The sequence below is a fragment of the Glutamicibacter sp. NPDC055354 genome, assembly GCF_053644955.1.
Genome location: NZ_JBSHMB010000002.1, coordinates 327,215 through 353,208 on the forward strand (window position 1 = coordinate 327,215; position 25,994 = coordinate 353,208).

Below are 25,994 nucleotides of genomic sequence, written 5' to 3' on the forward strand. Positions count from 1 at the left end.
TGGGGCGGAAGACACCATTTGCCGGCCGGAACCGGATTATTTCCAGAGATCCACGATGCTGATCCCGGCTTGGGCCAGCAGGCCGCGCAGCACGAAGACATCCAATCCGACGACGTTCTGGAAGTTGCCTTCGATGGACTCGATGAAGGCTGCAGCCAGCCCGTCAATGGTGAATGCCCCGGCGCAGGGCAGCGGTTCCCCGCTGGCGACGTAGGCCTCGATCTCGGCATCATCCACGGTGGAGAAATGCACCACGGTGGAAGATACCTGGCCGCGAGCCTGTTCCGGATTGGCGGGATCAATCAGCCAATGGCCCGAGTGCAGGATTCCGGTAGAACCGCTCAGATGCAGCCATCGTTCGCGGGCTACCTCTTTGGTGTGCGGCTTGCCGTAGGCCACGCCATCAAGTTCGAAGACCGAATCGCAGCCCAGCACCACGGTGCCTGCCGGATGATCTGCCTGGGCCACGTTCTCGGCCTTGGCACGAGCCAGCAGCAATGCGGTCTGCGCTGGACTCTGCTCGCCGTTGCGGGCCACGGCAGCTGCCAGCACCGCATCTTCATCCACCTCGGAAACCTGGGTGGTGAATTTGATGCCCGCATCGGCCAGGACCTTCTTGCGTCCCCACGAAGCCGAAGCCAGCAGCAACCGGGGTCCTGTCTTCATCTGTTCGCTCATACGGCGGCGTTCTCCTTGGCCTGGTCCTGGCTGGAATTATCAGCGGAAGTGCTTTCCCCGGAATCCAGCATATCGTTGAGTTTCGATCCTTCGACATCAACATCCGGCAGGATCTTGTCCAGCCATTTAGGCAGGTACCAGGCCTTGTCGCCCAGCAGGTGCATCACTGCCGGAATGAAGGTCATGCGGATGATGAACGCATCGAAGAGCACACCGAAAGCCAGCGCGAAACCGAGCGGGCGGATCATTGCCAGGTGCGAGAACACGAAGCCGGCGAAGACCGAGATCATGATCAGCGCAGCGGCGGTGACGACCGGTGCTGCCATCGAGAAGCCGGAACGGACCGCGTCCTTGGCCGGCTCGCCGTGAGCGTAGCGTTCACGCATCGCCGAGACCAGGAAGACCTGGTAGTCCATGGCCAGCCCGAACAGGATGCCGGTGAGCAGGATCGGCAGGAAGCTGAGCAGCGGACCGGGAACGTTCACATCGAAGAGGCCGGAGAACCAGCCGAACTGGTAAACCATGACGCTGGCGCCGAAGGCCGCGGCCAGCGAGAGCAGGAAGCCGCCGGTGGCCAGCAATGGAACCACGACCGAACGGAAGACCAGCAGCAGCAGGATCAGCGACAGGCCAACCACGATGCTCAGGTACGGTACCAGGGCGGCGGTGACCTTTTCGGAGACGTCAATCTGCGCGGCAACCTGGCCGGTCACGGCAATGTCAGCACCCGTGGCCTCGGAGAACTCCGAGTAGTCCGCACGCAGCTGGTGCACCAGCGCTTCGGTGGCTTCCGAGGAAGGGCCATCGGTAGGGATCACCTGAATGGCTGCCAAGGTACGGTCTTCGGTCATGGTGACTGGAATTGCGGCCACCACGCCGTTGTATTCGCGCAGTTTCTCGGCCACATCGAGGCTAGTTTCCTCAGCTTCGCGCTCGCTGAGCCCTGCAGGCAGATCAGCTAAGACCAGCAGCGGGCCGTTGTAGCCGGAACCGAACTTGTCGCTGGTTTGCTCGTAGGCCTGGAAGGCCTGCGAATCGGCAGGTTCTGCACTGCCATCAGGCAAAGCGGTTCGCATCTGCGTGGCCGGCAGGGCGATGGCACCCAGGACGACTATCACCAGCAGGGTCACCGGAACAGCGATCTTGGTGACCATGCGCACCCAGCGAATGGAGAATGATTCCTTGATCTGGGGATTCTCGGCATCCGCGGCTGCCTTCTTGCGGGCCCGCTTGGAAACCAGTTTGGTGCCGGCCAGGGACAGCAGTGCTGGCAGCAAAGTGATGTTCAGCAGCACCGAGCAGAACACGGTGAACGCTGCCGACAGGCCCAAGACGGTCAGGAACGGAAGTCCTGGAACAGCCAGTGCGGCCAGTGCGATGATCACGGTCAGACCAGCGAAGACTACAGCGTTGCCGCTGGTTCCGACGGCGCGTGCAATCGACTCTCCGGCCTCCATGCCGGACAGCAGCTGCGAACGGTGGCGGTGGATGATGAACAGCGCATAGTCGATGCCCACCGCAAGGCCCAGCATGAGAGCCAGGGCAGGGGTAATCGAGGCCATGTCAATCAGCGAGGAGAACGCCATCGTAGTGCCCACGCCAGCGCCCACACCGAGGATCGCCAGCAACAGCGGCAGGCCGGCGGCGACCAAGGTGCCGAGCATGGCAATCAGGACAATGGCAGCGATGACCACACCAATGATTTCCGAGGCCCCGAAGACCTGGGACATGTCCTGCATGATCTCCTTGGAGAACAGCACCTCCACGCCGTTAGCCTGTGGACCTGCAGCGATAGCCTTGATCTGCTCGCGGTCATCGGGAGTCAAAGCGTCGGTCTGGACCTTGAAGGTCACCTGCGAAACTGCAGTACTGCCGTCTTCGGAAACGAAACGCATATCGGAGCTTGCGCCCACCTGGCGCGAAGCGAATTCCAGTTCAGCGCGGCCGGATTCCAGATCCTTCAGGCCTTGCTCTATGTCCTTCTCGCCCTGCTCAAGCTCGGCGGTCTTTTCCTTGATAGTTTTTTCGCCGTCTTCAAGCTGGTTCTTGGCTTCTGCCAGCTCGGCCTTGCCTGCAAGGAACTGGGCCTTCTTGGCATCGAATTCACGTTGCCCGGCCTCCAGCTTGGCCCTGCCGGCATCGAGCTCGGCCTGGCCTTCGCTCAGCTTCACCTTGTTGCTGGCGATCTCAGTTTTCGCTGCATCCAGCTGCGCCTTGGCGTCGTCCAGCTGGGTTTTGGCGGCGCTAAGCTGGCTGCGGTTCGCGTCCAGTTCCTGATGGCCGGCCTTGGCCTGGGCCTGTCCAGCGTCGAGTTCCTTGCGGGCAGCGTCAAGCTGCTGCAAGCCGGCTTCGGCCTTGGCGATCTGCTCCAGTGCCTCGGTGGCCTGCTGCTTGCCGGCGGTCGCTTGGGCGATAGCTTTCTCGGCTTCGGGTTTCGCGGCTTTCGCCGCAGCCAAGGCGCCTTCGCTGTCCGCTAGTTGCTTAGTGTACGCATCAATGTCGTCTTGGTTTCCGGCCGCCTCTGCCTCCGCCAAGAGCTGCTTGGTACTCTCGATCTGGGCCGGTAGTTCCTCGATGCCCTTTTCAGCCTCGGCCAGTCCTGCCTGTGCGGCGGCCAGGCCATCTTCAGCTGACTTCAGACCCGTGGTGGCTTCTTCCTTGCCGGCCGACAGAGTTGCGTCGAATTCTTCGCGGGAAGAGTCGCCCAGCAGCTGGTCCATGCCAGCCTGGTACTCCTTCTCGCCCGCGGCGAGCTTGGCGTCAGCGGCATCGAGCTTCTGCTCGCCAGCGTCGAACTTTGCGCGGCCAGCGTTGTATTCGGCCGTTCCGTCCTTGTACTGGGCTAATCCGGCGTTGTACTTCGCTTCGCCAGCTTCCAGCTGGGCACGACCCGAAGTCAGCTCGCGCTGGCCGGCTTCCAGCTGCGCGCGGCTATCGGCGAGCTGCTTTTCAGCGGCGGCAATTTGCGGCTCGGCAGCCTGGATTTCCTTCTGGCCGTCAAAGTACTGTGCCCAGCCATCGGTGAGTTCTTCGCGGCCTTCCTTGAGCTGCACCTTGCCATCGGCAATCTGCACCTTGGCATCGTCAAGCTTTTCCTGGCCGTCAACGAGTTCCTGCTGCGCTTTCTCCAGCTCTGGCTGCGCCTTATCGAGCTGTTCCTGCAGTTCGAAGGGGCTCATGGCTTCGACTACCTGGGACTGCATGGCCAGCTGTTCCAGGGACTCGGCGACGGCCTGCTTCTGGGTTTCGTTCAGCGGCCGGTTCGAGCTTTCACGGAACACAATCGAGCCAGAGCCGCCGGCGAGATCCGGGAGCTCTTCCTTCATTCGGTCGAGGGTGCGCTGGGTTTCAGTTCCGGGCAGGGTGAAGGTATTCGATAGCTGGCCCATGAACAAGCTGGCGCACAGGCCGATGAAGATGAAGGCCGCCAGCCACATTGAAATGACGCGGTAGCGGTGCAGGTGTGCCCATCGAGCGAGGCGGTAGAGGAGGGAAGCCATGAGCTTAGATGTCCTTCAAGGTGCTAGTGCTGGTCAGCGGCAAGGCGGTAAAACCCTGGTCAAGGGTTTTCATGGCCTGGGTAATCAAGGAATGGAAGACGGAGATGAGCTCGGGGGAAATATCCAGACCGTGAGTTTCGGTAGCTGGCAGACGCTCGATCCACTCATCAAATGCTGCTTGGCCTGCGCCGAGCAGAGCATGGGTAAAGACTCTGATGGAAAAACTGTCGGCCTGCGGATAACGGCGGGCGACTTTTTCGATGACTTCCGTGGTGGCTGTCCGCCATTCGTTCATCGTGGAGGGGAAGCCGCAGTTGGCTTCTTCCGTTCGCAAGAATGCACCAAACTGGGCCACTTGCCCGAGCATCTGCGACACGTCATCAGACTTGAGCGATTCGATGATCGCTTCGACCAGAGGCATGGAGTCGGTCAGGTCGCTAATGGAATCCACCATGGTTCCCAGAACCTGGTGCAGGGGATAGGAGAAGACCGCATCTACTGATGGAAAGTAGTTGAAGAGTGTACGGCGCGAAACACCGGCCGCTTCAGCGATCTGCGTAGCGGTAAGCGCCGTGGCAGAGCCGTTGCGAAGCAGGTCCGCGACGGCTTCAACGATGGCCTGTTTCGTTGCTCGTTTGTTTAGTTCGCGGCGGGTGCCGGCACTCGGGGAAGTCACATAACTTACACTACGTGCAAAGTTGCACCCTGTGCAAAGTAAATCCGTGTGACCTTTAACCGGAAAGCGGCGCACGAGCAATAGTGCTCGTGCGCCGATTTCCTTCAGCAATGCCTACTTGGTTGCAGCTGCCTCAGCATCTGCCGCTGAGATGCTTTCATCAGCGAAGGGGTTGCCATTGCGTGGTGCGTTGTACATGTCAATGTCCAAGATGCCCTCGCGCTTGGCGACAATGGTTGGAATCAGTGCTTGGCCGGCGACATTTACCGCGGTGCGGCCCATATCAATGATCGGGTCAACGGCCATCAGCAGGCCAACGCCTGCCAGCGGCAGGCCCAGGGTGGAAAGGGTCAGCGTCAGCATGACGATGGCGCCGGTAGTGCCTGCGGTTGCTGCCGAGCCCAATACGGAAACCAGCGCAATCAAGAAGTAATCTGTGAGGGACAGCTCAATACCGAAGAACTGGGCAACGAAGATTGCTGCGATCGCCGGATAGATGGCAGCGCAGCCGTCCATCTTGGTAGTCGCGCCCAGCGGCACTGCGAAGGAAGCGTAGCCCGAAGGCACCCCGAGGTTGCGTTCGGTCACGCGCTGGGTCAATGGCAGGGTGCCAATCGAAGAGCGTGAAACGAAGGCCAGCTGCACTGCAGGCCATACACCCGAGAAGTACTGCTTGATTGACAGGCCATGTGCGCGGACCAGTACCGGGTAGAGCGCGAATAGCACCAGTGCCAAGCCGACGTAGATCGCAACGGTGAACTTGCCCAGTGCGCCAATAGTGTCCCAGCCATAGGTGGCAACAGCGTTGCCGATCAGGCCAACCGTGCCGATCGGCGCGATGCGGATGATCCACCAGAGGACCTTCTGGATGACCGCCAGGATAGAGGCCGAGAACGCGAGGAATGGTTCGGCCGCCTTGCCAACCTTGAGGGCAGCGACGCCCACGGCGATGGCAATGACCAGTATCTGCAGGACGTTGAAGCTGATCGAGGTGGAAGCGGTTGCTTCATCAACCAGCTTGGTGCTCGCGCCCAGACCCAGGAAGTTGGCTGGGACCAGGCCAGTGAGGAAGCCGAGCCAGTCGCCGGTCTTGCCATCGTATTCATCTGGCATGCCCTGGCCGGTATTCGCTCCGGGGCGGAAAACGGTGCCAAGAACCATGCCGATGATTACCGAGATCAAGGCAGTGATGGCAAACCAGAGCAGGGTCTGCCACGCAAGGCGTGCCGCATTGGTGACCTTGGCCAAATTGGCAATTGAGGCGACAACCGCAAAGAAGATCAGTGGGATCACTGCAGTGCGCAGCAACGCAACGTAGCTGGAACCAATGATCGACAGGGCTTCACCCAGCCCGTTGGGTTCCTCGGCGGTGCTGCCGGTGTACTTGGCTAGGAGACCCAGTAGAAGACCAGCAATCAGCGCCGCAATGATCTGCGGGCCGAAATTGGTCATCCAGCGTGGAAGCTTAGATGAAGGTGCGGTAGTAGACATGCGTTCAAGATTAGGGCGCTTTTCTTCGTCGGCGGCAGTTTATGTTACGCAACATGACGGTATTTCGCCGTTTGTGCTTTATTGCACTGAAAAGCGGTGTCTAGGGTCACTGGACCTGCGAAATGACGCACGATTTGTGCGAAGACTTCGGTGCGGGGACACAGATCTTCACATGGGAATTTTTGGCTCCGTGCCATTGTTGCTGGACTAATCGCCGCGACTGTGCTTGAAGAAGCATCGCTCACTTCACGCAGTTTGCTTTCGTATCCTGGACGCGAGCATGCCGCGAAATGCGACCAGCAAGCAAGTGGCAGTTCCTCCCAGTGCCGCCCCGCCGGCAACGGCAAGGACGACACCGGGACCGCCGGCGCCGATAAACCCCAAGAGGTGAATTCCCAGCCCCAGGACCAGCAGGGTTGCTGCAGCGGCGGCGCAAATGGCAATGCTGAACCAATGCAGTGAGCTGGCCTGGTAGAAGGTTCGGCGCCGAAGCTTCAATATGAGGATCCAAAAACAAATCAGGGCAATCTGCAGGAAAACAAGCCCGGCCGTCACTGCGCACCGGTACGGGGTCGCCAGATGGGCCACTTCGGGATGAATGTAGGTGGTCTCCTCGATGAACATCGGCAAAATCAGCACTTGGCCAAGGAGCGCCCCGAGGAAGATTGCGATGAGTGCGATTCGGGCGGGTAAAATAGCGAGACTGGTCATCTAATGATTGTCGACTATTATCTATCGTTAATCAATAGCTTGTTATCGTTTTTCCCTGGAATATGAAGCTGGGCTCTTCAGTGCTGCTTCCGTGATCTTGACCTGTCGGAACCATGTGGAAAGGTAGAAGCCAGCAAGGCGTGGGGAATCCGTGGTTGCTGCATGGGCCGGAACTGAAAGAAGGAAATAATGCGGGTTTATATCACTAGTGTGTGCGTGGATGATCAGGCGAAAGCTAAAGCGTTCTATACCGAGGTGCTGGGCTTCAAGGTCAAGCACGATATACCTGTGGGCGAATACAGCTGGCTGACCCTTGTTGCAGCGGACCAGGAGCAAGGTCCTGAAGTGCTTCTGGAGCCTTCAGCGCACCCTGCCGTTGGGCCGTACCGTTCAGCACTGAAAGCAGACGGCATCCCGGCAACTTCCTTTGCCGTTGATGATGTCCAGGTGGAATTCGAGCGTCTTAGCTCACTGGGCGTGAAGTTCACGCAAGAACCGACGGATGCCGGACCCGTCGTGGTTGCGACCTTTGATGACACGTGTGGCAATCTGATCCAGATTTCCAGCTACAAGGGATAAAACGAATGGCGGTCCTGCCAATAAGCAGAACCGCCAAGCCGATTTCCTGGAGGCTACTTCACCAGGGCGCGCTTCAAGGTATCCAGGCCAACTGAACCGAGCTTCAATGCCGCGGTATGGAATTCCTTGAGCGAGAAGTCCTCGCCCTCGGCGGCCGCGAGATCGTCGCGGATCTGCTCCCAGAGCCGTTGGCCGATCTTGTAGGACGGAGCCTGGCCTGGCCATCCCAAATAGCGGTTGTACTCGAAGTCCAGCTGACCCGTGGACATGTCCAGATTCTTCTCCAGGAACTCATAGCCGTTTTCGGCGTTCCAGGTGCCGGTGCCCCACTGTGCAGGAACTTCCAAGCCCAGATGAACTCCTATATCAAAGACCACTCGCGCGGCTCGAATGCGTTGCGCATCGAGCATGCCCATGTAATCGCCCGGGTCATCGAGGTAGCCCAGCTGGTGCATGAGGCGTTCGGAGTACAGCGCCCAGCCTTCGCCCTGTCCGGAAACCCAGCACATCAATCGGCGCCAGCTGTTGAGCGTGGAGGCCTGCATTTGGGCTGTACCGATCTGCAGGTGATGGCCGGGAACGCCCTCGTGATAGACGGTGGTGAGCTCGGCCCACGTGGTGAATTCATCTTCTCCAGGCGGAACCGACCACCACATCCGTCCCGGGCGGCTGAAGTCTTCTGACGGGCCGGTGTAGTACACGCCGCCATCCTGGGTCGGAGCGATCATGCATTCGATGCGGTCCATTGGCGCCGGGATGTCAAAGTGCTTGCCCGACAAGTCCGCCATGGCCTGGTCAGCCTTGCCCTGCATCCACTCCCGCAAGGCGTCGGTGCCTGAGAGCTTGCGCGCCGGATCCTCGTTGAGGATCTTCTTGGCTTCCTCGATCGTGGAGCCCGGCTTGATCTGCTGGGCGACGCGCCGCTGCTCGGCGATGATGGCATCGAGTTCGCCGACGCCCCAGGCATAGGTCTCTTCCAAATCCACTGCGGCGCCCAGGAAGCGGCGGGACATCAGCGAGTAGTACTCTCGGCCCACCGCGTCTTCGGCCGGTGCCTGTGCCAGGAGTTCATCTTGCAAGTACGCGGTGAGTTTGCGGTAGGCCTTCTTCGCGGCTTCGGCTCCGGCTTCCAGCTGTGCTTGCAAAGCGGTATCCACTGCGGTGCCGGAGGTGGCCAACTGGTCGAAGAATCCGCCATCCTTGGCGTAATCGGTGGTTTGCGTGATCACTATGGACACTTGGCGCTGCGCCGCAACCAGATCATTTGAAGCGGAATCACGCAAAGATGCGATGTAGCCGTCAATCGCAGCCGGAATGTTGGACATTCGCTGGGCGATGAAAGCGTAGTCCTCGGAGGACTCCTGCGGCATCAAATCGATGATCGAGCGGATTTCCTGTGCCGCACTGGCGATATTGTTCAGCTCGGTGCGCCCGGTGAACAGGATTTCCAGTTCGAGGCTCAATCGCTCGGTCATCGCGTCAAGCGAGACTTCGTCAATTGCGTCGACCGCAGTGGCGTTGGCCAATGCGCCCAAAGTCTCCCGCAGTAAGCTGATCTGCTGGGTGGTGCCAGCAGGGGAGTAGTCGCCATAGGTGGTCTCGTAGCCTGGCAAGCCAAGGGAAACTCCCCATTCCGGGGTCAGTTCAAGGGACTTGGCGAAGAAGGCTTCGGCGATCTGGTCGATTGCCGAAGGCTCGCGGTGCGGTGCAGAGGATGTCATGTAACTAACAGTAGTTGATATGAAAGATTTGTTGAAGACTTTTGCGCAGGTTCGTTCTGAACTGCTTCCGCGGTCGTCTAGCAGGTGCTTCCAAGCGCGGGTTATGCCGCTGGACCTGCCGAAAAGGAATCAAAGGGCATCTGCGGTCGCATAGGCGGTTCCCGCTGATGAAGATGAAGCACGCGAATTGTATTGCGTTGATGAATCGCCCAGTCAGTGCCCATGGGGAGAACTCTCCATGGCGGAGGTTTTGTCAGTTCGTTAGAATTGGAGGGCGTTGAGTCTGGCCTTGGGGAATAAGGCCGGATTCTGGCGCACACTCGTACCAGCAAACCAAGGACTGACCTCTAGATGGCTAAAGCCGCTTCGACCGGATGGACTGGACTGCTCAAAAGCACCGGGTTCAAGGTGACTGCGATCCCAGTCGTGGCGGCCCTTGCCGTCACCGGCGCCATTATCTATCCGGGCTTCGAAACAGCTGACGTGGAACTCAACGACGGTGGTGTCTGGGTAGTCAATCAGTCCGAAGGCAAGATCGGGCATGTCAACTACCAGTCGCGCACCATCGACGGTGGCGTTGCCACCCCGCTGGCCAACTATGACCTGGTGCAGCATGAAGAAAGCGTGCTGGTACGCAACCTGGAACAGGCCTCGCTGACCACTATTGACCCCGCGATGGTGCAATTTGCTGGCGATAACAACCTGCCAGCCAACTCATCCTTCTCCTTCGGTGCGTCCGTTGTCGCCGTTACCGACGCGGAACACGGAACTGTCCAGGCCAGCAACCTCGAACAGATTGCCGATTTCAAGGGCGAAGGCGCCGAACCGCTGATCGAGTCCAAGGGCGAAGTCGCCGCCGTGGTTGGCGCCGACGACACCATCTGGGCCGCAGACCTCGGCGCAGGAACCCTTTCCAGCTTCACCCTGGACGACGATGGCAAAGCCGAACTCGCCCAGGAATTCGAAATTCCGGAACTGGCCGAAATGAAGGAGCCGCAGCTTTCGGCCGTCGGCAAGATCGGCGTGGTCTTCGATGAAGCCACCGGCGAACTGGTCACCTCGGAGGGCAACTCCGCAATTCTCGAGAATCCTGCCAACGCCCGGATCCAGTCTCCGGGCCCGGCAGCCGAGAACATTGCTGTGGCCCTGGACCAGTCGCTGGCAACGGTGAGCCTGTCCGGCAAGGACACCAACTATGAGCAGCTGGAAACCGCTGGCACCCCTATCCAGCCGGTGCGCGTGGGAACGTGCACCTACGCGGCCTGGCAGACCAGCGGCGAGTATCTGCGCTTCTGCGATGACCCGGCACATAACCAGAGCACCGCAATTCCGGAAATGCCAGAAGGCGCTGAACTGGCGTTCCGCGTCAACCGGGACGTGGTCGTGCTCAACGACGTGCATTCGGGGCAAGTCTGGTTGGCCAATGAAGGCATGGAAATCGTCAGCAACTGGAGTGATCTGGAACCGCCTGCTGGCAAGGGCGAAGCCAAGGAAGAAGAAACCAAGGAAATCACCGACGCCATCGAGCTGCCCAACCGCACCGAGGAAAACAAGAAGCCGATCGCCGAGGACGACAGCTATTCGGTACGCCCTGGCCGCACCACCTTGCTGCCGGTGCTCTATAACGACGTGGATCCGGACGGCGATTTGCTGACCGCGAACCTGGAAGGCGCTGCGCCCTCGGTAGGTGCCGTGCAGCCGGTCCATGACGGCACCGGATTCCAGATTGTGGTCCCCGAAGATGCCAGGGGCGGCGCGAGTTTTTCCTACACCACCAAAGACGGCCGCGGGGGACAGGACACCGCGACCGTCAAGCTGAACGTGGTGGACGATGAAACCAACAAGGCTCCGGAACAAAAGCGCACCACCGTGCTGCGCGTGCAGCAGGGCGAGTCAGTCAGCCACAACGTGCTCGCTGACTGGACCGACGCGGAAGGCGATGACCTCCGCTTGCTCGGTGGAACCTCCGATGGCGATGACGTGATCCGCGTCCAACCCGATGGCACCTTGACCTTCCAGGATGACGGAAAGAAGCTGGGGCAAAAGGAATTGGCCATCCAGGTTTCCGACGGGCAGGAGGGCACCAAGGGCCGGGTACTGATCGAGGTGTTGGCCGACGCCACCGTGAAACCGGTGACCGCGACCGATCATGTGGTGGCCAATATCAATGAATCCGCCAGTTTCTCCCCGCTGGAAAATGACACTGATCCCAGCGGGGACGGTCTGCGGCTGGCCGGCGTGGATGATGTTCCCGGGTTGGAAATCAAAACCAACGCACAGACCGGAACCGTGACCGCACGTGCCGAACGTGCCGGAACCTACTACGTTGAATACATGGCCACCAACGGCCCGGCCAGCGCCCCGGGCCTGGCCCGCATCGATATCAAGAAGCCGGAAGAAAATGCCGAGGATCCGATCGCGGTACGCGATGTCGCCTTGCTGCCTGCCGGCCAGGATGTATTGGTCAACGTGCTGGGCAACGACACCGACCCGGCCGGTGGCGTACTGGTGGTAACCGGCGTGCAGACCGCCAGCGACAAGCCGTTCTCCACCTCCGTAGAACGCAATACCTTTGTCCGCATCACCGACGTGCGCGGCCTCACCGACCCGACCACCATTAGCTACACCGTGTCCAATGGCTCTCGTGAAGCGACCGGTTCCATCCGCGTGATTCCGATTCCGGCACCACCACGCATGGATCCGCCGCAGGCCAACCCGGACACCGTCACCGTCCGCGAGAACGACGTGGCCACCGTCAAGGTTCTGGAAAACGACATCCACCCGAACGGCGGAGAGCTGCTCTTGCGTCCCGAGCTGGAAGAAGCTGATGATCTGGGAGAAGGGTCCCTGATCTCGGTTGCCGACGAAACGATTCGATTCCGCGCCGGCGACTTTGGCGGCAAGGCCAAGCAGGTTTCCGCGGTCTACACCGTGGCAGGACCTGATGGCCAGGAAACCAGCGCCAGCGTCACCTTCAACGTCCTGCCCGAGGCAGAAGCCAATGACCTGGAAAAGAACACCCCGCCGAACCCGGAACCAGTCACCGGGCGCGTCTTCGCCGGCTCCAGCACCAACGTGCTGATCCCGATTGACGCTATCGACCCCGATGGCGACTCGGTCTCCCTCGTGCAATTCGGCGATTCCCCGCGCATGGGCACCGCGAAGATCCGCGGGGCCTCCATCGACTACACGGCTAACCCCGATGCCTCGGGCACCGATGAATTCAGCTACGTGGTGGAAGACCGTTTGGGTGCCCGCGCCACCGGCACGATCAAGATCGGCGTGGCACCGCTTGCCGAATCGAATAATTCCCCGGTTGCCGTCAACGACTTCTTGACCGTGCGCCCCAACCGCCCGGTGGCGGTGGACGTGATGGACAACGACACCGACCCGGATGGCGACCCGATCGCCTTGATGAGCGAAGTCTCCACCGAAGCCAGCATGGAGGTGGAAGTCATTGACGGCCGCGTCACCCTGACCTCGCCCCCGGAAGACGGCAACGTTTCGGTGCGCTACATGATTTCCGACGGCCGCGGCGGCACCGCGGCGGGCACGCTGAGCATCAAGTCCGATCCAGAGGCCCAGCTGCTGGCGCCCATTGCCCGCGATGACCGGGTTTCCTTGGAAGAAGTCATCGGCGATGAACAAGTGACCGTAGATATCTTGCGCAATGACGAGGACCCGGATGGCAGCTCCAGCGAATTGGAGATCAGCTTGCCGGATAACCCGTCTACTGCCCAAGTCACCGAAGATGGCTTGGTCGTCACCGCCACCGAGGACGCGCAGATCATTGCCTACACCCTGACCGACCCCGACGAACTGGCTTCTACTGCCTTCGTCCATGTGCCAGGCACCGCCGGAGCACGGCCAATCCTGCGCAGCGGGCTGAATCTGCAGGTCGAGGCGGGACAGGTCCTGCCACTGAACCTGGATGACCTGGTCCTCGTCCGCGAGGGACGCACCCCGCGCTTGACCACCGAAGAGTCGGTGGCCTCGATGCCGCAAAACGACGGCGAGCTGGTCAAGTCCGCCACCGAGCTTTCCTTCCGTGCACCGGTCGATTTCGACGGTTCGGCTACCGTCAGCTTCGAAGTCACCGACGGCACCGGCCCCGACGATGAAATGGGCCTGAAGTCCAAGCTGACTCTGCCAATCAATGTCACCCCGGCTCCGCGCCAGAACGATTCCGAGGAACGCCAGAACCAGAACGAGGAAGGCCAACCGGAGGAAGAAGAGCCAGAGGAAGAGGAAGAAGAGCAGCCGCAGGAGGAGAACTTCGCTCCGACCCTGCAGGCCAATGCCTTGGCCGTGGGCCAGGGCGAGGAGCCAGCCTTCCTGGACCTGCGCATGGCCGCCAACGATGCCAATGAAGACGACGTTCCGAAGTTGAAGTTCGCCATCTCTTCGGTGGATATCCAAGGTGTCCAGGCCGAACTGGTCGAAGAGCATAACCTGAAGGTCAGCGCCGGAGCTTCGACCCCGAAGGGCACCACCGGTACCGTCACCGTCACGGTCAGCGACGGTGTGAACCCGCCGGTTCCGGCCGCCATGAACATCACCGTGACCGGCTCGGTCCGCGAGCTGCCGGTAGCTGTGGCCGATAACGTGGCCGATGCGGCCCAGGGCAAGACCGAAGTGGTCGATGTGCTGGCCAACGACCACAACCCGTACGCGGATGAAGGCCCGCTGCGCCTGATCAACGCCCGCGCCCTGGAAGACACCGGGGAAGTGGAAACGAGCGGCGACAAGGTATCCATCACCCCGAAGGACAACTTCGTGGGCACCATGCGGGTGGAATACACCATTGGCGATGTCACCGAAGACGTGGCACGCAACGTCATCGGTACCGTGACGCTGAACGTCAAGGGCGCCCCGGAAGCCCCGGGCCTGCCACGCGTCCAGTCCACCGGGGATGAGAAGGCTGTGCTGCAGTGGGATCCACCGGCCAACAACGGCTCGCAGATCACCAACTACACCGTGACCGGCGGCGGGCACACCCAGCGGTGCGCCACCACCACCTGCACCATCACCCCGCTGGCCAACGACACCGTATACAACTTCACGGTGACCGCCGCCAACGAGATCGGCCAGTCCCCGGCCTCGGCGCCGTCAGCCGATGCCCGACCGGACGTGGAACCCGAACAGCCTGCCGCCCCGACCGGCACCGACGGCGACCAGCAGGCGGCCTTCAAGTGGACTGCCCCCGCCAGCCGGGGTTCGGCCATCCAGAGCTACACCTTGGAGATCTCCCCGGCACCGGCCAACGGCGTCACCCAGGTCACCGGCATTACCGGCACTTCCTATACCTGGAAGGGCCTGAAGAACGGCACCGATTACCAGGTCCGCGTGCGTGCGGTGAACAAGGCGTCCAAGCCATCGGCCTTCAGCGCCTACTCGGCAGCCGTGACCCCGGCTGGCAAGCCGTTCAAGCCGTCCGCCCCCACCGCGGCCCGCAAGGAATCCGCGGTGGATGGCGGCGTGGTCAACGTCGCCTGGAACGCACCGGGCACCAATGGCGCACCGATCACCGGCTATGCCCTGCGCGTCTACAAGTCCGGAACCCTGGAGAAGACCATTGGCTCCATTGCGGCCAACCAGACCAGCCAGTCGGTCACCGGCCTGAGCACCTCGGGTTCCTACACCTTCACCATCGCGGCAACCAACCGCAAGGGCAGCTCGGAACAGAGCTCGAATTCGGTGGCGGTGACCCCGTACGGGCGTCCAAAGGCCGTGTCCAGCGTGAGCGCCAAGGCCACCGGCGCCAATCGCATGGTGCAACTGGGCTTCCAGGCTCCTGCGGCCAACGGCTCGAAGATCACCGGATACCAGTACTCCGCCGATGGCGGAGGGTGGCAGTCCTTCGGCGGCCCCGGCTCGGTGATCGACACCGGTTCCAACGGCACCGCGCATACCTGGCGCGTGCGTGCCTTGAATGCTGCCGGCCCGGGAGATCCCAGCCCGGCCAGCAACCAGACCAGCGCCTACGGTCCGCTGCGCGATAACGCGAAGATTTCCTCGTCGCATGGCGATAACTGGATTTCCTTCAGCTGGAATACAGCCGCCGGCGAATCCAACGGACGCAAGGTCACCCAGACGGTAGCCATTGGCGGGTCTAACACGGCTAACGACGGTACGGAGAAGGTCAGCAACCTGGGCTACTCCACCAGCCGCACCCTTAAGATCGTGGCAACGGATACCGAAGGCCAGAGCAAGTCCTGGTCCAAAACGGATCAGACCAATCCTAAGCCGGCCCGTTCGGTGAAGCTGTCCGAAGGACCGTTGTACAACGGCTACGCGAACTCCACCTGCCCGCCGAACTGCTACAAGTACCACGTGGAGCTCTACGACTTCGACCCGGGCACCCACACCTACCTGGCGCAGTGCTACCACTCCAAGGGAATGTTCTCGGATAATTACGTGACCTTCAACGTCGACGGCAATGGCCGGGCCTCCAAGGACTTGCCATGCGTGATCGAATCGGGATATGCCCAGCCGTACTTCGCGAAAATCGACGGCACGGAATCCGACCGGGTTAATTTCAGATAAGCGCGGCATCGGCCGAGCATCAAGACGTACAGAAAGAACAAACACTGCCATGACCATGAGCACCGAGCAGGCCAACTGGTTCTGCGATACCTTCGCCAAATTGGTGTCCAATGTCGGACTGTCCGTGCTGGGCAAGGACCAGGCCATCAAGCTGGTGCTAACTGCCATGCTCACCGAAGGGCACGTGCTGCTCGAAGACGCACCGGGCACCGGCAAGACCATGCTGGCCCGCTCGCTGGCCGCCACGGTGCGGGGCAGCAACTCGCGCATCCAATTCACCCCGGACCTGTTGCCCTCGGACGTCACCGGCATCACCATATACGACCAGCGCAGCGGGCAGTTCGACTTCCACCATGGACCGATCTTCGCCAACCTCGTGCTGGCCGATGAGATCAACCGCGCGTCTCCAAAGACCCAGTCGGCGTTGCTGGAAGTCATGGAAGAAGGGCGGGTCACCGTCGATGGCACCACCTACCCGCAGGCTCGCCCGTTCATGGTGATTGCCACCCAGAACCCGATCGAGCAGGCCGGTACCTACCGGCTGCCCGAAGCCCAGCTGGACCGTTTCCTGATCAAGACCTCCATCGGGTATCCGGACCGGGAAGCCACCGTGGCGCTGCTTTCGGGCAGCACCCAGCGTGACCGCTCGACCGCGCTGAGCGCCATCATCACTACCGAAGCAGTGGTGGAAATGGCCGAGCTGGCAACCACCGTGCATGTGGACACCGCCGTGCTGGAGTACGTCGCGGCGCTGTGCGAAGCGACCCGCGAAGTTCCGGAAACCCGTTTGGGAGTTTCGGTCCGCGGAGCCCTGGCGATGGTGCGCGCGGCCAAGGTGTGGGCTGCCAGCCAGGGACGGAACTACGTGCTGCCGGATGACATCAAGGAATTGGCGCCCTATATCTTCACCCATCGCCTGGTGCTGGACCCGGAAGCGGAATTCACCGGCACCACCTCCGCCCAGGTCATCACCTCGGTGCTGCGCAAGGTCCCGGCCCCAACCCGCCGTGGCAACGACGACTCCGCCCCGGTCGCCGGCAAGGACCAGGACGAGCATTAATGAGCCGACGAGCTAAGCGTTCTGCGCGGAGCACCAAGTTGAATCGCAGGGCCGAAAAGTCGCTGACCATGGCCAGCGAAGCAATGCAGGTGCTGCGCGAATACCTGCGCCCTGCAACAGCGCGGGTCAAGGAATTCAGCGCCCGTTTCCTTGCACCGGTCACCTCGGTCATCTCCCCGCTGGGCTTCGTGCTGCTGGGTACGGCGATTCTCCTGTGGATTCTTGGTACCAATTTCGGCTGGCAGGAGGCCCTGCTGGGTGCCTTCATGGCCACCTTGCTGCTGCTGGCTTCCGTGGGATTCATCCTGGGCCGCAATGATTTCAGCGTGGACCTGGACCTGCACCGCACCCGAGTGGCTGTGGGGGACCGCGCCGTTGGCGCCCTGCAGGTGGCCAACCAGGCCTCGCGCAGCGCAGCGCCGGTGATGATGGAACTTCCGGTAGGCCATGGTGCCGCCCAGTTCCGGATCCCGCGCCTGGAGCCGCAAGGAACGCACGAAGACCTGTTCACCATCCCGACCCAGCGCCGCCAGGTGCTGGACGTGGGGCCGGTCCGCTCGGTCCGCCAGGATCCCTTCGCCATTCTGCGCCGGCAGGTGAAATGGACCGACCGCTACGAGCTGTTCATCCATCCGCGCACCACCGCGCTGGATGGTTCCTCTGCTGGTTTCATCCGCGACCTCGAAGGCATGCCCACTTCCGACCTCTCGAACTCCGATGTGTCTTTCCACGCCCTGCGCGAATACCAGGCAGGAGACGACCGCCGCCATATCCACTGGAAGTCAACGGCGCGTACCGGTGAATTGATGGTCCGCCAGTTCGAAGAGACCCGGCGTTCGCACCTGGCACTGAGCCTGAGCACCAATCTGGACGAGTACTGCGAGGCGCACGCAGAGGAAGATTTCGAACTGGCTATTTCGGTCGCTGCCTCCATCGGGCAGCAGGCAGTGGCGGAACAGCGCAAGCTGGCCATCGTGACCCAGCAAGGTCCGGTGCGCACCGACAGCGGCCGCATGATGATGGACTCGCTGACCCGCATCGAAGCAGCCGCTGGCCAGCGCGAGAACCTGGTGCAGGTGGTTCGCCACACCGCCGATATCGTGCCCGGAGCGTCGGTGCTTTTCTTCCTCACCGGCACCAGGACCAGTGCAAAGTCGCTGCGTGAAGCCTGGATGCATGTGCCTGCCGGAGTGCGCGCCATCGCTATCAGGTGCGAGACCGGCATGGAGCCGACGCGCTCGAACATTGGCGAGCTGACGGTACTGAGCCTGGGCAAGCTGGAAGAACTCGGCTTGATGCTGCGAAAGGCCGTGGCATGAAACAGACTTTGCCCCTCTGGCGCTTCGGCGTTGACGCGGCCTGCCTGGGATTGGCCCTGGTCCTTGGTGCCCTGGGTCTCCTGGACGCCTACGGCGCGAGCTTGAACTTCATCCTGGCTGCCGTGGGCGGAATTGTTGCCGGTCTTGCTTTGGCCTGGGCCAATGTGCACTTCAAGCTGGGCACGTGGCGGACCATGGCCCTGTTCGCACTGCTGTACCTCGTGCTGGGCACGCCGTTGGCCACTCCACGCGAGGCTGCCTTCGGAATCTTGCCCACCGGGCAATCCCTGCGCACCTTGCTGACTGGCCTGGTCTTCAGCTGGAAAGACATGCTCACCGTGGCGCCACCGGTAGGCTCCTACGGCGGCGTATTGATCGTGGCCTTCCTTTCCGCGCTGCTCACCGCGCTGCTGGCCGGCTTGGCGGCCTGGCATTTGCGCTCGCCGTATTGGACTTTGCTGCCGCTGCTGGCGATGTTCGTGCTGGGTATTGTTTTCGGCACCCGCGACGTGCCGATGCCGATCGCCCGTGGCGTCGCCTTGATTGCGGTATTGGTCGGTTGGCTTGCCTGGCGGCGCTTCATGGACACGCGCATTTCCGGCGGATTCAGCTCGGTGAACCACGAGCAGCTTGATTCCCATGGCGGCCAGCAGATGTTGCTGCGCCGCATCATCGCCGGAGCCCTGGTGCTGGCCGGAGCCGGCGTAGCGACCGCCGCGGCCACTCCGCTGCTGGCCCCCGAAACCCCGCGCCAGGTGTTGCGCGATGCGTTGGAACCACCGGTGGATCTCTACGATTATCCAAGCCCGCTGACGAGTTTCCGCAAGTATGTGAAGACAATGGCTGACGACACCCTGCTGACCGTCAAGGGCTTGCCAAAGGACGAGCGCATCCGCTTGGCCGCATTGGATTCCTACAACGGCATGGTCATCAACGTGGATCCTTCCGCTGGTGGCAGTTTTGCCCCCGTGGGTGATGCCAGCGATATTCGTTCTGCCCAGACGCTGGAAGGCCGCGAAGCGGCTGAACTTGAAATCTCGATCCAGGACTATGAAGGGGTGTGGGTTCCTTCCGGAGGCAAGCTCATGGGCTTGGATCTGGCCGGCGGTCGTGAAGATGAACTGGCCCGTTCCCTGTTCTACAGCGATACCTCTGAAAGCGCGCTGAGCTCCATTGGCCTGGAGAAGGGCGATGCCTACACGGCTAAGGTGCTCTTCCCCGCCAAGCCGAGCGATGACCAGCTCAATGAACTGGATTTGGCGCAGTTCCGCATGCCAGAGCTGGCCAATGTGCCAGCCACGGCGGGAGCCAAGGCCGCCGAATTCACCGGTACGGCACGCGGCGACCTGCAGCGCGTGCGGAGCATTGAAGCCATGCTTTCCGGAACCGGATTCTTCTCCAACGGCACCGAGGGCCAGGTTCCCTCGCTCTCCGGGCACGGAGCGGGACGTATCACCAGCCTGCTCGATGCCGAGCAGATGATCGGCGATGACGAGCAGTATGCTGTCGCGATGGCGCTGATGGCCCGCGAGCAAGGGATCCCTGCGCGCGTAGTCATGGGTTTCTACCCGGAGGAATACGCGCCGGGGAAAGCCGTTGAAATCAAGGGGTCCGATGTTCATGCCTGGGTGGAGATCGCTTTCGAGGAAATAGGCTGGGTTGCTTTCAACCCGACGCCGAATGAAGATGAGCAGCCCACTCCTCCGGAACAGGAACCCAAGGCTGTGCCGCAGCCGCAGGTGCTGCAACCGCCACCACCGGCGCAGGAAGAAGCGGATTTGCCTCCGCAAACTGCACCGGAGCCGCAGGAAGTCGAAGAGGAACCGAAAACCTTCTGGGAACGCTGGGGCCAGGTCATCATTGTCGCCGGCATTTCGCTGGGTTCGGTGCTGCTTGTGCTCTCGCCGCTGCTGCTGGTTGCCTTGCTGAAGCTGCGCCGCAGGCAGAAGCGTTCTCAAACCGGCAGCGCCGGTGACCGCGTGAGCGGTGGCTGGCAGGAATTGCTCAGCCATGCCACTGACCACCGAATCGCGACTGCCAGCGGTGCGACCCGGCGGGAAAGTGCCGGCGTGCTGGCCGACGGTTTCCCGGCGCTGTCCAGCCCGGTGCAGTCGCTGGCGCAGCGTGCGGATGCGGCGAACTTCGCGCATGAAGAACCGACCGAAGAGCAAGTGCGGAAGTACTGGGAGGATGTCATTGCGCAGACCCAGAAGATGCAGGAGCCGCTGGGCTTCTTCGGCAAGATTCGGGTGAAATACTCTCCACGCTCTCTGATACACGAGTTGGCGGCTAAAACGGTCACCACGGCACGAACATTGCAACGGAAAAACAGGAGCAAGCCATGGCGGTAAAAATGGACCTGGTAGATGCCCGAACTGCGCAGCGGCTGCTTTCGTGGCTCGTCGACTTCCTGCCAGTACTGGTCCTCTCGGCTATTTTCCTGCCGATGATCGGATCCAGGATGGTGAACTCGCTGGATGCGCCGCAGATCATAGGCGAGATCGCCGGAACGTACATCCTGTACGGCGTCCTGGCTCTGGCCTACACGGTGTTCTTGTGGTGGTGGGAAGCTGCTGCAGGCAAGAGTCTTGGCAATGTGCTCCTCGGGTTACGCACCGCTACTGTGTCAGGCGAGCGCCCGGGCTGGGGCAAGACCATTATTCGCCGTTTGCTGATAGCCGTCGCGGGTATCGTTCCGATCCTGGGACCGGTGCTTATGGTGATCTCCAACCAATTCGACGCGAACGGCAAGAAGCAGGGATGGCACGATAAGGCGGCCGGGACGCTGGTACTGGATATCAAGGCTGGACGGGATCCGCTGACTACCGGTGGTACCGGGGGACCGGGGTCTTTCGCGCCTGAGCAGCAGTATGCTCCGGGCCGTCGCTTCGTGGGCGAGCCAGAAGAAGTGCCCGGCAAGTCCTCGGGAGTCATTGATTCGGTGCCAGGCGCCGTGCGCGCCACTGCGCCTGAGGCGCTCAAAGCGTCTCGTCCCCGTCCTGCCTCGCAGCCTAAGCCGGAGGCGAAGATCGTTGAAGTCGCTTCGTCCAAGTCCGGTGGTGACCCGGATGCAGATCTCGGTCACACACAGATTCGTTCGCAATCGCCTGATGCCTTGCATCTGCTCTTTGACGATAGCCGGTGCCTTGACCTTGCTGGCAGCATCTTGATCGGACGCAACCCTTCCTACGCAGAGGGCGATGCAGGTGTTCACCTGGCCGCGGTGGATGATCCGGAACGCACCGTCTCCAAAACGCATCTGCTGATCGAGCCGGGAGTAGGCAGTGTCTGGGTTACGGACCGGGATTCGGGCAACGGCTCATCCATTGTCGATGAAGATGGAAACGTGCGCGAACTTGTCCCGGGCAAGCCGGAACAGGCAATGATTGGCCATACGGTGTACTTCGGTGACCGCTACTTCCAGGTGGAACGTCCATGACAGATACTAGCCCGGCAGCCAGCCTCAGATTCAGCCACGGCCAGGCAACTGACCGTGGACTGCGCCGCGCCCTGAACGAGGACAGCTTGCTGGCCTCGGAACGGTTGCTGGCCATTGCCGATGGCATGGGCGGGCATGAGGCAGGTGAAATAGCTAGCGCCCTGTGCCTCAAGATCCTGGGTGCAGGATTCCAAGACGCCGGCACCAATCTCGATCCGGAAACCCTGGACGCGCTGCTGCTTGAAGCTGACCGCAGCATTGTGGAGGCAGGCTCCGGCCGAGCCGGAACCACACTCACCGGGGCCGTGCTGATTGATGCAAGGACCTCCAGCGGGCAGGAAGAACAACCCGAACTGCTGGTCTTCAACGTGGGCGACTCGCGCACCTACCTGTGGGCCCAAGGATTGCTGCAACAGGTCAGCATCGATCACTCCGAAGTGCAGGAGCTGATGGATATCGGCCAGCTGGACGCCGCGCAAGCGGCCACCCATCCGCGCCGGCACGTCATCACCCGCGCATTGGGGATCAACGCCAACAGCCAACCCGATTACTGGCTGGTGCCACTAGCAGGGCACGAACGCATTCTGGTCTGCTCAGATGGGCTGAGCAGCGAAGTCGGCGACGCCGCAATCCAGGAGATCCTCTCGCGTTTCCCGGATCCTCAGCAGGCGTCCGAGGAACTGGTCCAAGCGGCCATCGACGCCGGAGGACGCGATAATATCAGCGTGATCGTCGCCGACGTGCAGTATGGGCACCCCGATGATGTTGGCATAACAATCCCACGCATATCGACCACGAGCCACCAAGAGGAGAAATCGTGAACGGCCTGAGTTACATTCCCGGAGACTGGTACGCCCTGGTGAATAACCAGCACATCGTCCTGCTTCCTGCCAGCGCCAGCGCCGAACAGGTCAACGTTTTGTGGTCCAACCTCGTTGGGAAGACGACGGTGGAAGCACTGCTCTCAGAGCTGTTGCCGCTTTACCAGATGAACATTGCCGAGCTGCCGAACTTCGCTTTGGTTTCCCGGGACAGGGCACCGCATCTGGTCTTGCGGGGAGCCCCAGAATTTACCGCACGGACAGCTGCCGGTGACGAGCTGGTCAGCGGTGCCGGCATTGCGACCTGGACCGAACGCAAACTTGGCGAGTCGAAGTCATGGACTTTGAGCACCGGTTCGGCGAATCCTGAAGCTGCGTTCGCGCTGCCAATTAGCGAAGGCATTGTTCGAGTATCAAGCCTTGAGTGGGGCACCGAAGGGGATGCGGCTGCTGGTGCGCCCGCCGGTGCCGCATCCAAATCACCCGCCACCCCTTCTGCTCCGGCCACAGCAGCTCCAAGCGTGATGGCGCCTGCCGCCGCTGCGGCCAAGCCTGCTGCGGCTCCGGCAAAGGCGCCAGCGCCAACCGCGGCTAAGCCTGCTGCTGCGCCCGCGCAGGCAAAGGCCCCCGCAGCAACGGCGGCTAAGCCTGCGGCGGCCCCCGCTGTTGCCAAGCCGGCGGCTGCTCCGGCAAAAGCTCCAGCGGCAGCGAAAGAGCCAGCGCCAGCTGCTGCTAAGCCTGCGGCGGCCCCCGCTGTTGCCAAGCCGGCGGCTGCTCCGGCAAAAGCTCCAGCGGCAGCGAAAGAACCAGTGCCAGCTGCGGTTAAGCCTGCGGCTGCGCCCGCGCCGGCAAAGACCCCCGCAGCAACCGCGGCCAAGCCTGCTGCTGCGCCCGCGCCGGCAAAGGCCCCAGCGGCAGCGAAAGAACCAGCGCCAACTGCCGCCAAGCCGGCATCCGACCCGGGCGCCGCCGCGCCGTCCAAAGAAGCAGGAGATCCCAAGGGCCCCGCAGCTGTGCTGGCACGAGCAGCCAAGGCAGCCGACGCGGCCAAGGTATCTGCACAGGGTGCCGGGGATGAGCAGACAGATGGCACGGCAACGAGTTATGCGCTGCCGCCGACCGAAGTCTCGGAAGAAACTCAGGATCCAGCACAATACGAGCAGGAAGCCTACTCGGAGGAACTATCGCTGGGCGGACAGCTGCTGGGCGCCAGAGGTGCAGCAGAGACCGTCTACGATACCGGCCAGGGCGATGATCTGGACACGATTATCAAACCGCGCCCGGGAAGTCCTGCCTCTTCGGCGCGGCCGGTTGAACCAGCCGACGACGAGCACACGATCATCCGCGGCTCCAGTGTTCCGAAATCCAGCGCCGCTTCAGGTTTGGACGCCAAGGACGGCACCGAAAATTCGGTGTCGCTGAATGAATTCATCTTGGCCCGCTCTTGCTCCAAGCGGCATCCCAACCCTCCAACTGCCTCGACCTGCCGGGAATGCGGCGAGCGCCTCACCGGCCAAGCGCAGCAAGTTCGCAAACCGGCCATGGGACGCATGATTGTCAGCGATCACGGTGGCGCCCGCGAATACGCCCATGAACTGAACCGCTCGGTGATCCTGGGGCGCCAGCCAAGCGCAGCAGCCATCAAATCCGACACCGAACCCCGCCTGCTGAAGGTGGAAAGCCCAAGCGGTGACATCTCCCGCTCGCACCTGCATGTGCGAGTGGAAGGATGGCATGTGCAGCTGGTTGACCTGGGCGCGACCAATGGCACCGTGCTCCTGCGCGAAGGGCAGCGGCCACGGCGCCTGTCCCGGCACCAGGAGATCATGCTGATCAAGGGCGATGTCGCTGATCTGGGCGATGGCGTGAGCATACGTTTCGAGGATCTGCCGTGAGCCTGCGGCGCGCGCCAGCTCCGGCGCCGCAGATCCCGGGATTCACCTACGTCAAGCCGCTGGGCACGGGCGGATTTTCCGATGTCTATCTGTACGAGCAGCACCGGCCCAACCGCAAGGTGGCGGTGAAGGTGCTGCTGGCGGATGTCAGCGATGAGGAAGCTCGCCAGCGATTCGAGGCGGAAGCCAACTTGATGGCCCAGCTGTCCACTCATCCGTATATTGTCACGATCTACCAAGCGGAGATCACCGAAGACGGACGTTCCTATTTGGCCATGGAGTATTGTTCCCGGCCTTCTTTGGACGTCCGATACCGTCGTGGCGTCCTGAGCATTGATGAAACGCTGTCCCTGGCGATCCAGTTGTGTTCAGCGGTGCATACTGCGCATCTTGCTGGCATTGTGCATCGCGATATCAAGCCGGGAAACGTGCTGACCACCGACTACAACAGGCCGGCGCTGACCGACTTCGGCATCTCGGGAACTATCGGTTCACACACCGCTGGGCTTTCGGTGCCATGGTCCGCACCGGAAGCCTTCGGCGATGGCATGCCTCCGGGTGTGCGCATGGATGTGTACTCGCTCGGTGCCACGATCTATACGATCTTGGCCGGGCATTCGCCATTCGTCCGTCCTGGACAGGATAATTCGCAGGCAGTACTCATTGAGCGGATTTGCAATACGCCGTTGGTGCCGTTGGAACGGCTTGATGTTCCTGAATCATTGAGCCAGGCGCTGGCGGTAGCCATGGCGAAGAACCCGGCGTCGCGATTCGGCTCGGCTGCCGAACTGGCCCGCTCGATGCAACGAATCCAGATCGAGCTGGGCTTCTCGGTCACGCCCTTTGAAGTACTTGAAGAACCTGCAGAAGCGGTTGACGAAGATCACGGCGACAGCACTCGCGTTCGCAATGTTACTTCGATTAGCGATGCGCAGCGTCCGCTGCCTGCCCCACCGATGATTTCCTCCGTTCCCGGGCAACGGCTGCGGCAGGCAGGACCGTCAGTTCCAATACCGCGGCTGGAAATGCCGAAGGATTCCATTTCGGCTCCGGGCCAGCAGAGCGCAGCTCCAGGCGAATCAGGAACGCCGGTGGACGCGCCGGCAGAACCGAAGCCGCGCCAGGGCCTGCCGAAGGTCTTCATCGCAGTGGGCCTTGTGCTATTTCTCCTGGTTGGCGGCGCTGTCATTGCCAACATGTACTTGCCGGACCAAAATGCTGCACAGCGTTCTGGCCCGCCTATTACAGCGACGGACGGGCCCAAGGATGCATTGGTTGGCGGCGCTGTGCCGAAGGTGGATAATTTTGCGTACTCCACGGTCGGAGAAACTGTAACTTTCCGTTGGTCCAACCCAGAACCGAATAAGGCCGACCATTACCGGTGGGCTCCAATTACCGCCACGGAAACGGGAGAATACAAGCAGACGATGTCCCCAAGCGCCACTACCGAGATCGGGAAAGGCGGACAAACCTGTATCGAGGTCAAGCTCGTGCGCGATGATGGACGTATCTCGGATGGAGCACGGTTCTGCACCGCCGCAGGTTCAGGAAAGTAGGC

The 25,994-nt window shown here is 61.6% G+C and carries 15 protein-coding genes; 9 read left to right on the top strand and 6 right to left on the bottom strand.

The genetic code is table 11. From position 1 onward, the window contains the following. Window positions 1-36 precede the first annotated feature (36 nt). The 5 genes from ACWICV_RS11755 to ACWICV_RS11775 form a co-directional block, all read right to left on the bottom strand. The gene (locus ACWICV_RS11755) at window positions 37-678 is read right to left on the bottom strand and encodes a Maf family protein (protein WP_400290187.1); all 642 of its coding nucleotides are present in this window, start codon (window positions 676-678) and stop codon (window positions 37-39) included. Further along, window positions 675-4,178, bottom strand: a complete 3,504-nt coding sequence (locus ACWICV_RS11760) for an MMPL family transporter (RefSeq protein WP_454091050.1) — start codon at window positions 4,176-4,178, stop codon at window positions 675-677. The genes ACWICV_RS11755 and ACWICV_RS11760 overlap by 4 nt, the downstream gene beginning before the upstream one ends. 4 nt (window positions 4,179-4,182) lie before the next feature. Further along, window positions 4,183-4,965: a TetR family transcriptional regulator gene (locus tag ACWICV_RS11765; protein ID WP_400290191.1), complete on the bottom strand. Its 783-nt coding sequence runs from the start codon at window positions 4,963-4,965 to the stop codon at window positions 4,183-4,185. 3 nt (window positions 4,966-4,968) lie between these two features. Beyond that, on the bottom strand, window positions 4,969-6,345 hold the full coding sequence (locus tag ACWICV_RS11770) for a dicarboxylate/amino acid:cation symporter (protein WP_332727265.1): 1,377 nt from the start codon (window positions 6,343-6,345) through the stop codon (window positions 4,969-4,971). Between the two features lie 246 nt (window positions 6,346-6,591). Beyond that, window positions 6,592-7,056, bottom strand: coding sequence for a DUF2975 domain-containing protein (locus ACWICV_RS11775; RefSeq protein ID WP_332730533.1), 465 nt, complete (start codon window positions 7,054-7,056; stop codon window positions 6,592-6,594). Between the two features lie 189 nt (window positions 7,057-7,245). On the opposite strand from ACWICV_RS11775, the gene ACWICV_RS11780 reads away from it, so the two are divergent. Next, entirely contained in the window at window positions 7,246-7,635 is a 390-nt protein-coding gene (locus ACWICV_RS11780; protein ID WP_105657125.1) for a VOC family protein, read from the top strand. A 53-nt stretch (window positions 7,636-7,688) separates the two neighbouring features. On the opposite strand, the gene ACWICV_RS11785 is transcribed toward ACWICV_RS11780, so the two are convergent. Beyond that, window positions 7,689-9,356 (bottom strand): DUF885 domain-containing protein, encoded by a 1,668-nt coding sequence (locus ACWICV_RS11785; RefSeq protein ID WP_332498383.1) that lies wholly within the window; start codon window positions 9,354-9,356, stop codon window positions 7,689-7,691. Between the two features lie 351 nt (window positions 9,357-9,707). On the opposite strand from ACWICV_RS11785, the gene ACWICV_RS11790 reads away from it, so the two are divergent. The 8 genes from ACWICV_RS11790 to ACWICV_RS11825 are packed head-to-tail and all read left to right on the top strand — an operon-like array spanning window position 9,708 to window position 25,992. Continuing rightward, window positions 9,708-15,902: an Ig-like domain-containing protein gene (locus ACWICV_RS11790; protein WP_454091051.1), complete on the top strand. Its 6,195-nt coding sequence runs from the start codon at window positions 9,708-9,710 to the stop codon at window positions 15,900-15,902. Window positions 15,903-15,951: 49 nt separating this feature from the next. Then, the gene (locus tag ACWICV_RS11795; RefSeq protein ID WP_332487818.1) at window positions 15,952-16,962 is read left to right on the top strand and encodes an AAA family ATPase; all 1,011 of its coding nucleotides are present in this window, start codon (window positions 15,952-15,954) and stop codon (window positions 16,960-16,962) included. Continuing rightward, a complete protein-coding gene (locus ACWICV_RS11800) occupies window positions 16,962-18,281 on the top strand; it encodes a DUF58 domain-containing protein (RefSeq protein WP_400290196.1) in 1,320 nt (439 codons plus the stop codon). Before ACWICV_RS11795 ends, ACWICV_RS11800 begins: the two co-directional genes overlap by 1 nt. After that, on the top strand, window positions 18,278-20,632 hold the full coding sequence (locus ACWICV_RS11805) for a DUF4129 domain-containing transglutaminase family protein (RefSeq protein WP_454091052.1): 2,355 nt from the start codon (window positions 18,278-18,280) through the stop codon (window positions 20,630-20,632). Before ACWICV_RS11800 ends, ACWICV_RS11805 begins: the two co-directional genes overlap by 4 nt. Further along, a complete protein-coding gene (locus ACWICV_RS11810; RefSeq protein ID WP_454091053.1) occupies window positions 20,623-21,720 on the top strand; it encodes an RDD family protein in 1,098 nt (365 codons plus the stop codon). Before ACWICV_RS11805 ends, ACWICV_RS11810 begins: the two co-directional genes overlap by 10 nt. After that, window positions 21,717-22,541, top strand: a complete 825-nt coding sequence (locus ACWICV_RS11815; protein ID WP_332487810.1) for a PP2C family protein-serine/threonine phosphatase — start codon at window positions 21,717-21,719, stop codon at window positions 22,539-22,541. Before ACWICV_RS11810 ends, ACWICV_RS11815 begins: the two co-directional genes overlap by 4 nt. Next, window positions 22,538-24,436: an FHA domain-containing protein gene (locus ACWICV_RS11820; protein WP_454091054.1), complete on the top strand. Its 1,899-nt coding sequence runs from the start codon at window positions 22,538-22,540 to the stop codon at window positions 24,434-24,436. The genes ACWICV_RS11815 and ACWICV_RS11820 overlap by 4 nt, the downstream gene beginning before the upstream one ends. After that, complete coding sequence (locus tag ACWICV_RS11825) at window positions 24,433-25,992, top strand: serine/threonine-protein kinase (protein WP_454091055.1); 1,560 nt, start codon at window positions 24,433-24,435, stop codon at window positions 25,990-25,992. The genes ACWICV_RS11820 and ACWICV_RS11825 overlap by 4 nt, the downstream gene beginning before the upstream one ends. Window positions 25,993-25,994 lie beyond the last annotated feature (2 nt).